The sequence below is a fragment of the Streptomyces sp. NPDC056296 genome (assembly GCF_042268605.1).
GTDB lineage: Bacteria > Actinomycetota > Actinomycetes > Streptomycetales > Streptomycetaceae > Streptomyces.
Genome location: NZ_JBHJRX010000007.1, coordinates 70,750 through 84,298, shown reverse-complemented (window position 1 = coordinate 84,298; position 13,549 = coordinate 70,750). Strand labels below are relative to the sequence as shown.

The following is a 13,549-nucleotide window of genomic DNA, read 5'->3' as shown; positions in this document are numbered from 1 at the left end:
GAGTGCGGGGTCACGCCGAGCCGAGTTCGTTGTCGATGAAGGCGAAGACGTCGTCGGCGGAGGCTTCCTGGAGGCGTCCGGTGACGAGGTCGGCGTCTTGGCCGACGGTCTTGTTCAGGTCGTTGAGCAGGTTCTGGAGCCGGGTGGTGACCCGGCCCTGCTCGATGTCGTCTGCGGTCAGGCCGGCCAAGCGGGTGGCGAAGCGGTCCAGTTCGGCGGAGAGGGCGTCCACGGTGAGGTCCCCTCCGGCGAGTTCGGTACCGAGGTGTTTGGCGAGGGCCGCGGGTGTGGCGTAGTCGAAGATGAGCGTGGCGGGCAGCGGCACCTCGGCGGCACTGCTGAGCCGGTTGCGCAGGTCGACCGAGGTGAGCGAGTCGAAGCCGAGGTCGCGGAAGGCGGTGGTCGGCTCGACGGCTGAAGCGTCGGCGTAGCCGAGGACACCGGCGGCCTGCCCGCAGACCAGGTCCAGCAGTGCGCGCTCGCGCTCTCCACCGGTCAGACCGGCGATCTTCTGAGTGAATCCGTGGGCGGCGTTCGCCGCTTCCGGCCCACTTGTGTTGCGCGTCGCCTCGGGCAGTGTGGTCAGCAGGGCACTGCGGCGACTGGCGGCGAAGGCCGGCGCGAAGACGGACCAGTCGACGTCTGCGACGGTGACGGTGGTGTCACCGCCGTCCAGCGCCCTGCGCAGCGCCGTCAGCGCGAGGACCGGATCGAGGAGCGTCATGCCCATCGCACGGGCCGCCGAGCGCACCGTGCCGTGTGCGGCCATGCCGTCGCCACCCCATGGCCCCCAGGCCACCGAGGTGGCGGGCAGGCCCGCCGCGTGCCGGTGCTCGGCCAGAGCGTCCAGGTAGGCGTTGGCGGCCGCGTAGTTGGCCTGCCCGGCCCCGCCGACGGTCGCGGTGAGGGACGAGAACAGCACGAAGGCGGAGAGGTCGTGGTCCTTGGTCAACTCGTGCAGGTGGTGGGCGGCTTCGGCCTTGGGCGCCAGGACGTGGGCGAACCGGTCGGGGGTGAGGGCGTCCAGGACGCCGTCGTCGAGGACCCCCGCGAGGTGGACGACCGCGGTCAGGGGGTGCTCCGCCGGTACGGAGTCGAGCAGTTCGGCCAGCGCGGAGCGGTCGGCGACGTCGCAGGCGGCCAGGGTGACGGCGGTGCCGGTGCCGGTGATGTCGCGAGCCAGTTCCACGGCTCCGGGGGCCTCGGTGCCCCGGCGTGAGGTGAGCAGGAGGTGGTCGGCGCCCTCGGCGGCGAGCCAGCGGGCGACGGCCCCGCCGACGGCGCCGGTGGCCCCGGTGACCAGCACGGTGCCGGACGGCTTCCACGGCGCACCCGCCCGGGCCGGGGCGTGCTCCAGCCGCCGTCCGTGGGCGCCTGACTCGCGGACCACGATCTGGTCCTCGCCCCCGGCGTCCGCGAGCAGTTCGGCCAGCCGGGCCGCCGTGCGCGGACCGATATCGGCGGGCAGGTCGATCAGTCCGCCCCAGCGGTCGGGATGCTCCAGAGCGGCGACCCGGCCGAGGCCCCACACACCCGCCTGGGCGTAACCGGTGACCTCGTCGGCCGTCTCCCGGGACACGGCGTCGCGGGTGGCGCACCACAGGGGGGCGTCAGCGCCGACATCTCCGAGTGCCTGTACCAGGGCGGCGGTCGTCGTCAGTGGTGTCGCGGGAGCCAGCAGGGAGAGCACACCGTCGACGCCGGTGCGGCCGGTGAGCGCGCCGGCCAACTCGGCGCGATCGGCGGTGTCCGGCACCGTCAGTGTGTCGATGCTCAGACCGTGGTCGGCGAGAGCGCCGACGACCTGGCCGGTCCAGGGATCGGTAGCGGTGGATTGGGGGACGATGACGAGCCAGCTGCCGCCGAGTGCCGGGGTGGCGGCGGGCGCGAGCGGTTCCCAGGTGACGCGGTGGCGCAGTGCGTCCGCGGCGGCGTGTGCCCGGCGCCGGCCGTGCCAGGCCGCGAGGGCGGGGACGACGGCTGCCACGGAGTTCTCGTCGTCCAGGTCGAGGGTGGCGGCGACGGCGGACACGTCCTGTTCGCGCACCAGGTCCCAGAAGGGGTCACCGGCGTCGCCGTCCGCGCGGGCTGCCGCCGAGCGCTCGGCCTGAAGGATGGGTGCGTCCTCCCAGTGCCGGTCGCGGCGGAAGGGGTAGGTGGGCAGGTCGACGGACCTGCCACCGGCGAAGACGGTCCTCCAGTCGGGGCCGCTGCCGCTCAGGTGGAGCCGGCACAGGGCATCGACGAGTGCGGTGTCCTCCGGGCGGTCGCGCCGCTGGGTACCGATGGCCTCGGCGGCGACGTCCTGCGCCATGTTGCTGAGTACCGAATCGGGGCCGACCTCCAGGAAGCGGGTGGCGCCCTCGGCGGCGAGGGTGAGCAGCCCGTCGTGGAAGCGGACGGCCTCGCGCACGTGCCGCACCCAGTAGTCCACCGAGGTGAGGTCGTCGGCGACGCGTCCGGTGACGTTGGAGACCACCGGCAGCGCGGGTTCGTGGAAGGTGAGACCCTCCAGCACCTCGCGGAAGGGCGCGAGCATCGGGTCCATGCGTCCCGAGTGGAAGGCGTGCGAGACCTTCAGCCGCGTGCTCTTGTGGACCTTCGCGGCGACGGCCAGGACCGCCTCCTCGTCGCCGGACACCACTACCGAGCGTTCACCGTTGACGGCGGCGATGTCGACGCCGTCGGTGAGGAGTCCGGTGACCTCGGCCTCGGTGGCCAGCAGGGACACCATGGCGCCGCCGGGCGGCAGGTCCTGCATGAGCCGGCCCCGGGCGGCGACCAGGGCGACCGCGTCCTTGAGGTCCAGTACACCGGCGACGTGAGCGGCGACGATCTCGCCGATGGAGTGCCCGCTGAGCAGATCGGCGCGCACCCCCCAGTGTTCCAGCAGCCGGTAGAGGGCGGTCTCGAAGGTGAACAGGGCCGCCTGGGTGTACATGGTCCGGTGCAGTGGCGCGGCCGCGTCCCCGGCGTCCTCGTGCCCGGTTTCCTCGTGCCCGGCGTCCTCGTCGAGCATCACGTCGCGCAGCGGCCGGTCGAGATGGTGGTCGAACGCGGCGCACGTCTCGTCGAAGGCGGCGGCGAACACCGGGAAGTTGTCACGCAGGACGCGGCCCATGCCGGGGCGTTGCGAGCCCTGTCCGGAGAAGAGCACGGCGAGGCGTCCGGGTTCGGGAGCGACGACCGGCGCGCGGGTGCCGTCGGCGACTTCGCGCAGGGCGGCCAGCAGTTCGTCGCGGTCGCGTCCGGTGACGGCTGCGCGGTGGGTGAACTGGGAGCGGGTGGTGGTCAGGGAGTATCCGACGTCGTACGGGTCGAGGCCGTCGGCGACGGCGAGCAGTCGCCGCGCCTGCCGCTGTACCGCGTCGGCGCCCTTGCCCGAGAGCAGCCACGGCACGACGGGGAGGGCGGCCCGGGACTGCGCACCGTCGTCTGCCTCGGCGGGCGGCGGCGCCTCCTCGATGATGGTGTGCGCGTTGGTGCCCGAGATGCCGAACGAGGAGACGCCGGCACGGCGGGGGCGCCCGTCGCCGCCCCAGGGGCGCGGCTCGGTGAGCAGTTCGACGTCGCCGGCCGCCCAGTCGACGGCGGTGGTGGCAGTCTTGGCGTGCAGCGTTCTGGGCAGGGTTCCGTGGCGCAGGGCCATGACCATCTTGATGACGGCGCCGACTCCGGCGGCGGCCTGGGCATGGCCCATGTTGGACTTGATCGATCCCAGCAGCAACGGTCGTCCCTCGGTACGGTCCTGTCCGTAGGCGGCGATGACGGCCTGGGCCTCGATGGGGTCGCCGAGGGTGGTGCCGGTGCCGTGCGCCTCCACCGCGTCGATGTGGTGCGGGGCCAGTTGCGCGTCGGCGAGGGCCTGACGTATGACACGGATCTGGGCCGGTCCGCTGGGGGCGGTGAGCCCGTTCGAGGCACCGTCCTGATTGATGGCACTGCCGCGGACCACGGCGAGCACCTGGTGCCCGTTGCGGCGCGCGTCCGACAGCCGCTCCACCAGCAGCATGCCCGCTCCCTCGGCCCAGGCGGCGCCGGCGGCGTCGTCGGAGAAGGAGTGGCAGCGGCCGTCGGGCGACAGGGCCCGGCGCTCGCTGAACTCGATGAACATCTCGGGGCTGGCCATGACGGCGGCACCGCCCGCCAGCGCCAGGGAGCACTCGCCCCTGCGCAGGGACTGGACCGCCGCGTGCAGCGCGACCAGGGAGGAGGAGCACGCGGTGTCCATGGTGATGGCGGGACCCTCCAGACCGAGGGTGTAGGCGATGCGGCCCGACAGGATGCTTCCGGAGATGGTGCCGCCGACGTAGTCGTGGTGCATCAGGCCCGCGAAGACACCGGTCGGGGTGCCTCGCATCGCGGTGGGATCGATGCCGGCCCGTTCGAAGGCCTCCCAGCTGACCTCCAGCAGCAGTCGCTGCTGCGGGTCCGTGCCGGGCGCGTCCTTGGGGCTGATGCCGAAGAAGGCGGGGTCGCACTCGGCGGCGTCGTACAGGAAGCCGCCGTGGCGGACGTAGGTCCGGCCCGGGGCTCCGGGCTCGGGGTCGTAGATGGCGTCGATGTCCCAGCCCCGGTCGGTGGGGAAGTCGGAGACGACGTCGACGCCCTCGTCGACGACGCGCCACAGGTCTTCGGGTGTCCGTATCCCACCGGGGTAGCGGCAGCCCATGCCGATGATCGCGACGGGCTCGTGGTCGCGCTCCTCGAGCTCCCGCACGCGGCGGCGAGTGCGCTCCAGCTCCGTAGTGGCTCGCTTGAGGTAGTCACGGAGCTTCTCAGCCGTGGCCGGGGCTTCCATCACAGGGCTCCCAGTTCGTTGTCGATCCTCGCGAAGAGTTCTTCGTCGCTGGCCTTCTCGACGTCCTGCGGGTCCTCGGGCGCGATGGCGCGGCCCGAGTCGTCCTGCCAGCCGCGTAGGAGTGCCTCCAGGCGTGCCCTGACGCGGGTGTGGCTGCCGTCCAGGTCGGGAAGGACGAGCAGCGTTTTCTCCAGTCGGTCCACGTCGGCCAGGACGGACCGGGCGAGGTCGGCCGGTCCGGGCACGAGTTCGGACTTGAGATGGGCGGCGAGTGTGCGGGGTGAGGGTTGGTCGAAGACGAGCGTCGCCGGCAGGGTGAGGCCGGTGGCGCCCGCGAGGAGGTTGCGCAGTTCGACGGCGGCGAGCGAGTCGAAGCCCATCTCGTGGAAGGCGCGCCCGGGGTCCACGGCCTGCGGCGTCGGATGGCCGAGCACGGCTGCGGTGTGGGTGCGGATCAACTCCAGCAGGGCACGGTCCCGTTCGGTGTCGGACAGCGCCGCCAGCCGCTCACGCCAGGAGCTGCCCGAAGTACCGCCGGGCGTCGCGGCACCGTCCCTGCGGACGGCGGGGCGGACCAGGCCGCACAGCAGCGCGGGTACGCCGTCCGGCCGCGCCCGGACCGCGGCGGCGTCCAGCCGGACGGGGACCACGACGGCGTCCTCACCGCCGACGCCGGCGTCGAACATGCGCAGCCCCTGGGCGGGGGTCAGCGGCGGCAGACCGAGCCTGCGCAGTCGCTCCAGGTCGGCGGCGTCGACGGCGCCGCTCATGCCCGCCCCGGACGACCACAGGCCGTACGCCAGGGAGACCGCGGGCAGGCCGAGGGCGTGGCGGTGGGCGGCGAGACCGTCCAGGAAGGTGTTGGCCGCCGCGTAGTTGGCCTGTCCGCCGCCGACGAGCAGTCCTGCGGTGGAGGACAGCAGGACGAACGCCGACAGGTCTGTCTCGCGGGTCAGGTCGTGCAGGTGCCAGGCCGCGTCCACCTTCGGCCGCAGGACCCGTGCGACCTTGCCGGCGTCGAGGCCGGCCAGGACACCGTTGTCGACGACACCGGCGGCGTGCACCACGGCCCGCACCGTGTGCCGGTCGAGCAATGCGGCGAGATCGGCGCGGTCGGCGACGTCGCATCGGTCCAGGACCACGTCGGCACCGCGTGCGGTGAGGTCGTCGCGCAGCTCGGTGGCGCCGGGGGCGTCCGCGCCGCGGCGTCCGACCAGGAGCAGGCGGCGAACGCCGTGCTCGGTGACCAGGTGACGAGCGATCAGCGCACCCAGTCCGCCCGTCCCCCCGGTGATCAGAACGGTGCCCTCCGGGTCCCAGGTGGGGGGCTCGGCGGACTCGACTCGCGTCAGGCGCGGTACCCGCACCTCGCCGTCGCGCACGGCCATCTCCGGTTCTTCCGAGACGAGGGCGGCCGCGAGGGCGGCGTCCGGAGATACGCTGCCGTCGCTGCCGATCAGCAGAAAGCGGCCGGGGTTCTCGGCCGCCGCGGCACGCACCAGGCCGAACAGCGGGGCGTGGGCGAGATGATCGCGGCGCAGCAGTACGGCGAGCCGGTGACCGGCCCACCGCTCGTCGGCCAGCCACGCGCGCAGGGAATCCAGGGTGGCGCCGACCAGGTCCCGTGCCTGGTCCGGCAGCCCCGGGCCGGTGCCGGGCGCGGGCGGTACGGCCAGCAGGACCGGGTCCGTCACGACACCCGCGTCGGCGAGCGCGGCGAGATCGGGGTAGTGCGGGGCGTCGAGACCGGTGTCGGCGCCGCACACGGCCACGTCGGGGTCGGGCGGGTTCGCCGGCCCGGGGGCCGGGACGAGGTCGACCCTGTACAGCGGGTCCGCGTCGTCGGCGGCGAGTTGATCGGCCGAGACGGGCCTCGCGACGAGAGCGCGGACCGTGGCGACCGGTAGGCCGTCACCGTCCGCCAGGTCGAGGCGTACCGCGTCGGTACCGGCCGGTGACAGCCGCAGGCGCAGGCGGTCGGCGCCCAACCGGTGCAGGGTGACACCGCTCCAGGCGAACGGCAGGACGGCCTGTCCGTCCGGCAGGTTCAGCAGGTTCACGTGCAGGACGGCGTCGAGGAGCGCCGGATGGACGCCGAAGGCACCGGCGGTGGCACGTGCCCCGTCCGGCAGGGCCGCCTCGGCATACACCTCGTCGCCGCGGCGCCACATGGCACGCAACCCCTGGAAGGTCTCGCCGTATCCGTATCCCGTGCCGGCGAGTTCCGTGTAGACGCCCGCCAGGTCTACGGCCTCGGCGTCGGGGGGAGGCCAAGGGTCGGACTGCTCGACGGCAGGCGCCCCGTCGTCGGCGGCGAGGGTCAGGAAGCCGTCGGCGTTGCGGGTCCACGGGGCGTCGGGGGCGTCGGTGCGACGGGAGAAGACGGTCAGCGCGCGGACCCCGTCCTGTTCGCCGTCGACGGTGACCTGTACGGCTACGGCGCCGTCCTCGGGGAGGGTGAGGGGAGCGTGCAGTGTCAGTTCTCCGACCGAGGCGCAGCCGGTCCGTTCCGCGGCCTGCAGAGCCATTTCGACGAAGGCGGTGCCGGGCAGGAGAACGGTGCCGTGGACGCTGTGGTCGCGGAGCCAGGGCTGGGAGGTCGAGGACAGCCGCCCCGTGAGGACCGCGCCCCCGTTCCCGGGCAGTTCGGTCGCGGCGGAGAGCAGCGGATGGCCGGTGGCGCTCTGCCCGAACCGTTCGGCGTCACCGGTGCCCGCGGGTGTCGCCTCCAGCCACAGTCGGGTCCGCTGGAAGGCGTACGTGGGCAGATCGGTGGGCCGGGCGCCGTGTGGAGCGTAGAACGCACCCCAGTCGACGGGGGCACCGGCCGTGTGCAGTCGGGCCACCGAGGCGACGAGGTCACGCGGTTCGTCGCCGTCGCGGCGCAGACCGGCGACGCAGACCGTGTCCGGGGGAAGGCACTTCCCTGCCAAGGAGGTCAACGCCCTGTCCGGTCCCACTTCGAAAAACCTTCGCACACCCAGGTCGTGCAAGGTGGCGAGGGCGCGGTCGAAGCGGACGGGGCTGCGGACGTGGTCCACCCAGTAGCCGGGAGTGGCGAGGTGGTCCGGGTCGGCGAGGGCTCCGGTGAGACTGGAGACGATCGGGATGCGCGGCGGGTGGAGCACGCACTGGGCGGCGACCTCGCCGAAGGCCTCCAGCATGGGGTCCATCAGCGGTGAGTGGAAGGCGTGGGACACTTTCAGCCGCTTGCTCCGGTCGAAGCGGGCGGCGAGCGCGTCGACGGCTTCCCCGGTCCCCGAAATCACCACCGAGCGCGGCCCGTTGACGGCGGCGAGGGCGACCTTGTCGTCCAGATACGGGGCGACGTCCTCCTCGGTAGCCCGCAGCGCGGCCATGGCTCCACCCTCGGGCAACTCGGCCATCAGGCCACCGCGGGCCAGGACCAGAGCCACGGCATCGGACAGGGACAGCACCCCGGCGACATGCGCTGCGGCCAGTTCACCGACCGAGTGGCCGGCCAGATAGTCGGGGACGGCCCCCCAGGACTCCAGCAGACGGTACAGGGACACCTCGGTGGCGAAGATGGCGATCTGCGCGTAGTCGGTCCGCGTCAGCAGTCCGGCCTCACGGTCGATCACCTCGCTGAGGGGCAACTCCACCTTGGGATCGACCAGTTCGCACACCGCGTCGAAGGCCTCCGCGAAGGCCGGGTAAGCGTGGTAGAGACCGAGGCCCATGCCGGGACGCTGCGATCCCTGGCCCGTGAACAGGAAGCCGGTCCCGCCTCCGACGGCGGTGACCGGGTTCGAGGTCACGAGCGCGTCCAGCAGTTCGCCCACGCTGTGGCCCACGGCGACGGCTCGGTGCTCGAAGGAGGAGCGGGTGGTGGCCAAGGACAGTCCGATGTCGGCCGGGCCCGCGTCCTCGCGTCCGGCGAGGTGGTCGCGCAGCCGCGTGATCTGTCCTGCCACTGCCTCCGGTGTGCGGCCCGCGACGATCCAGGGCACGGGTGTGACGGTGGAGACGCCGGCCGGGGGCTCGCTCTCTTTCGCGCCCTGCGAGGGTGAGGCCTGCGCGGTGGTGTTCGCCTCCGGTCGCGCCTCGACGGGCGCCTGTTCCAGTACGACATGGGCGTTGGTACCGCTGATGCCGAAGGAGGAGACGGCGGCGCGGCGGGGGCGTCCGGTTCCTGGCCACTCGCCGCGCTTCAGGACCAGTTCGACGGCTCCTGTGTCCCAGTCCACCTGGTCCGTGGGAGCGTCGACGTGCAGTGTGGGGGGCACCTCTCCGTGGCGCATGGCCATCGCCATCTTGATGACCCCGGCGACGCCCGCGGCGGCCTGGGTGTGCCCCAGGTTGGACTTGACCGACCCCAGGAGCAGCGGCCGTCCGGCGGGGCGTTCGCGTCCGTAGGTCGCCAGCAGCGCCTGCGCCTCGATCGGGTCGCCGAGGGACGTACCGGTGCCGTGGGCCTCGACCACGTCAACGTCCGCCGGGGAGAGTCCGGCACCGGCCAGGGCCTGGCGGATGACCCGCTGTTGCGAGGGCCCGTTGGGCGCGGTGAGCCGACTGCTGGCGCCGTCGGAGTTGACGGCGCTGCCGCGGACGACGGCGAGCACCGGATGGCCGTTTCGTTGTGCGTCGGCCAAGCGCTCCACCAGGAGCATGCCTACGCCCTCTCCCCAGCCCGTGCCGTCCGCGGAGGCGGCGAAGGCCTTGCAGCGGCCGTCGGGGGCGAGGCCACGCTGGCGGCTGAAGTCGACGAAGGTCTCGGGGGTGGACATCACGGTGACCCCGCCGGCCAGGGCGAGCGAGCATTCGTCAGACTGCAGGGCGCGCACCGCCCAGTGCAGGGCCACCAAGGAGGAGGAGCACGCCGTGTCGACGGTGACGGCCGGGCCCTCGAGGCCGAAGGTGTAGGCGACGCGCCCGGACGCGATGCTCGCCGCGCTGCCGTTGGCGAGGTAGCCGTCCAGATCCTCGGGGACGGTGTCGAGGCGGGCGGCGTAGTCGTTGTACATGATCCCGGTGAAGACACCGGTACGGCTGCCGCGCAGCGAGGCCGGCACGATGCCGGCGCGCTCGAACGCCTCGAAGGAGCACTCGAGCAGCAGCCGCTGCTGCGGGTCCATGGCAAGAGCCTCGCGCGGGCTGATGCCGAAGAAGTCGTAGTCGAAGTCGGCGGCGTCGTACAGGAAGCCGCCGGTGCGGGCATAGGTGGTTCCCGGTCGTGCCGGGTCGGGGTCGTACAGTGCGTCCACGTCCCAGCCCCGGTCGTCGGGGAAGTCCGAGACCGCGTCGGTACCCGTCGCCACCAGGTCCCACAGCTCCTCGGGTGAGGTCACGCCGCCCGGATAGCGGCAGCCGACGCCGACGATGGCGACGGGAGCGTGCGCGCGCTGTTCGTTCTCGCGCAGGCGACGTCGCGTCTCCCGCAGGTCCGCCGTCGTCCGCCTGAGGTAGCCGAGTAGCTGCTCTTCGTTGTTCACCAAGCCGTCCGATCGGGATCGAAAGTGGGCCTCGGTCACGCGGACTGTCTCCGGACGGGATCCCGGTCCGCTTCCCTCTCCGTTCACGGAGGCTAGGCAGCGTGCGACAGGGCCTGGTACCCCTACGGCCCCCAGGAGGCGGGGTGGGGGCGGGACAAACCATGTGGGGGGCCACGGCACGCCCGAACGGGCATCGGAAGCGGGATATGTGACCGGATTCACGCCGGGTGCGGTCCGTTCTCATTCTTTACTTGCCAGTAAATTCTCCGACCACGGCTCCCGGCCGCCCGATCGAGACGATCTTCACTTTGTGGCAACCTTAAAGCCCCACCTGCCTGCTACGATTCATTCAATTCACAATTTCCGACCGAACGCGAACAGAATTACGCTGCGCCCATTCGGCGAAAGTCAACGCGTCGCAAAAGAATAGTAAACGGGGGGACCCGAGTCGGTCCCGAACGGCAAAAGAAGCCACCCAGACCGGTGCATACCTGTGGGCGTCATTGGACACAAGGGGAAATTACCACCATGCGCCTTTTCGACCGTTCCAAAGAATTGCTTACACTTAACGAAGCCTATACCGAGTGCGCTCGCGGAAACGGCCGGCTGGTGATCATCACAGGCGGACCCGGCGCGGGGAAGACGCAACTCCTGCACGAATTCCTGGCCGGCTCGGCCATAGTGGGAGCACGCGTACTGCAGGGCACGGCACTCCAGACCGAGCGGGACCGGCCGATGAGTCTGGTGCGACAGCTGTCGCACAACGGCGAGGCGCTCCGTACGACACCCGACACCGGGCAACAGAAGGTGGGAGCGCGGGAGACGACAGAAGCGCTCCTGCCGTTCGTCGAGGACGAGCGCCCCCTGGTACTGGCCGTGGACGACGCCCAGTTCATGGACACGGACTCGTTGCAGGCCGTCGTCGCCCTCCTCCGGGCGAGCCGCTTCCGACCGGTGCTCGTGGTGTGCGCCACATGCGGCCAGCTCGACACCGCACGCTCGGCCGCCTACACCGAGTTGATTCGCCAGCCGCACTACCGGGCCCGCCTCGCTCCACTGTCGGAGCGAGGCGTGGGTGAACTGATCGCCGCTCAGACGAACGCTCCCGGTTCGGCCGAGGTCTGTCGAGCCTTCCACCGGGCGAGCGGGGGCAGCCCTCTGTTGCTCCACGCCCTGCTGGACGACAGCACGCGCCTCAGCTCGGAGATCGACCGTCCGGCCGGCAGCGTCGGCTACCGGCAGGCGGTGCTCTCCCTCGTTCGCCGCGGCGAGCCGAGTCAGGTGCGTGTGATCCGTACCCTCGCCGCTCTCTCGGTCCACGCGTCGATCGTCCAGATCGCCGAACTCGCCGACACTACGCCCATTGGTGCGGAGCAGGCCGTGGAAGCCCTCAACTCGGTCGGATTGCTGAACGGTCACGCCTTCCGGCACCCGACCGCCGTGACCGCGGTGATCGAGGACATGGACCCCGACGCGCGGGCAGAGCTGCACGGCCGCATCGCCGACCTGCTGTACCGCGGCGGCGCCCCCGCCGACGACATCGGCCGTCACGTGCGCGCATCGGGGCGGATCCCTCGCCCATGGGGGCCGGACGTCCTACGAGCCGCCGCCGAGCAGGCACTGGCGGCGGACGACGTGGAGTTGTGCAGCGGTTATCTGCACCTGCTGCTGCACGACTGCACCGACGAGGGTCAGCGCAACGCACTGTCGGCCACGCTCGCCAGGGCGCAGTGGCGCACCAACCCGGCCGCGGCCGGGGCCCATCTGGAACCGCTGCGCCAAGCGGCGCTGGACGGTGAACTGAGCATGCGCGACACCGCCACCGTGTTACGGCACATGCTCTGGAAGGGCGACACCGAACTGGCCGCGGAGGCCGTGGCGACGCTGGTCCCCGCACGCTCCCCGGGTGACACCCGCCTCCTCACCGAAGTCGAGTTCGTACGGCAGTGGTTCTACGGCATCGCGCTGCCCGCCAGAAGCGCGCAGTCGGCCGGCACGGATCCGCGTCGGCTCACTTCCACGGACGGGCGCGGCGCGCTCGCCGCCCACCTGGCCGTCCTGGTCGGCGGCACCGCCACGGACGAGTCCGCCGCGGCGGTCGCCCAAGCCCTCCAGGGCCATCAACTCGACCATCTCAACCTGGAGCTGGTCGCGATGGCCCTGCTCGCGATCGCTCACGCCGACCGGCCCGCGACCGCCGCCGCGGCCTGCGACACGCTGTTGAAGCGCGCGGTGGAACGCCGGGCCACGACGTGGCAGGCGCTGCTCGGCAGCGTGCGGGCGGAGATCGCGCTGCTCCGGGGTGACATGGCCACGGCAGCCGAGGCGGCCAGCTCGGCACTCGGCAGCCTGCACGAACGGAGCTGGGGGGTACTCGTCGGGCTCCCGCTGTCCACAGCGATCTTCGCGCACACCGCCATGGGCTCCCACCACGAGGTCGATACGCTGCTCAACCGGGACGTTCCGGAGCGCATGTTCGGCACGGTCTTCGGCATCCAGTACCTGCGGGCCCGAGGACACTACTACCTCGTCGCCGACCAGCCCTTCGCCGCCCTGAACGATTTCGAGACATGCAGCCGGCTGATGCGGAGCGGCAACTCCAGCCTGCAGAAGGGCATTCCCTGGCGGTCCGACCTCGCGTTGGCCAACCTGCGGATCGGCAAGACCCGGACGGCCCGGGAGTGGGCCGAGGAGCAGCTGCGCCTGCCGGGCGGGCACAGTTCCCGGGCCAGGGCGATGGCGTTGTGCCGGCTGGCTGCCACCAGCAAGCCGCACCGCAGGGCCTCACTGCTGCGTGAGGCGGTCGACCTCCTCACGCGCTGCGGCGACCACCACACGCTGGCCCAGGCCTACGCCGACCTGTCCGCCGCCTACTTCGAACTGGGGCAGTACTCCCGCGCCCGGCTCATCGCCCGCCAGGCGGCCGAGGAGGCGCGGACGTGCCACGTCGAGTCACCGGTGGACGCACACCTGCTGGAGGATCCCGCGCAGTCCGAGGGATCCGAGGACGGGAGCGGTCCCGCCATCCTCAGCGACGCGGAGTGCCGGGTCGCCGGGCTGGCGGCCCTGGGCTACACGAACCGGGAGATCAGCGGCCGGCTGCACGTCACGATCAGCACGGTGGAACAGCACCTCACCCGGGTCTACCGCAAGCTCAACGTGGCGAGCCGGTCCGACCTGCCGTCGAAGGTGCTCGAACAGCGCATTCCCAAGCTGTCCGACCACTGGGCCGCCACACACTCCACGGCGGGCTGAACCCCACGACGAACGCCGCCCGGCGTCCAGTGCTCTCGCC

At 72.0% G+C, this 13,549-nt stretch carries 3 protein-coding genes; 1 reads left to right on the top strand and 2 read right to left on the bottom strand.

Annotated features, from left to right (window positions below):
* Window positions 1-10: 10 nt before the first annotated feature.
* A complete protein-coding gene (locus ACFCZF_RS07045) occupies window positions 11-4,801 on the bottom strand; it encodes a type I polyketide synthase (protein WP_376670788.1) in 4,791 nt (1,596 codons plus the stop codon).
* Window positions 4,801-10,254 carry an SDR family NAD(P)-dependent oxidoreductase gene (locus ACFCZF_RS07040; protein ID WP_376670787.1) on the bottom strand — a complete coding sequence of 1,818 codons (5,454 nt, stop codon included), beginning with the start codon at window positions 10,252-10,254 and terminating at the stop codon, window positions 4,801-4,803. The genes ACFCZF_RS07045 and ACFCZF_RS07040 overlap by 1 nt, the downstream gene beginning before the upstream one ends.
* 528 nt (window positions 10,255-10,782) lie before the next feature.
* Here ACFCZF_RS07040 and ACFCZF_RS07035 point away from each other — a divergent pair.
* Window positions 10,783-13,509: an AAA family ATPase gene (locus ACFCZF_RS07035; RefSeq protein ID WP_376670786.1), complete on the top strand. Its 2,727-nt coding sequence runs from the start codon at window positions 10,783-10,785 to the stop codon at window positions 13,507-13,509.
* Window positions 13,510-13,549 lie beyond the last annotated feature (40 nt).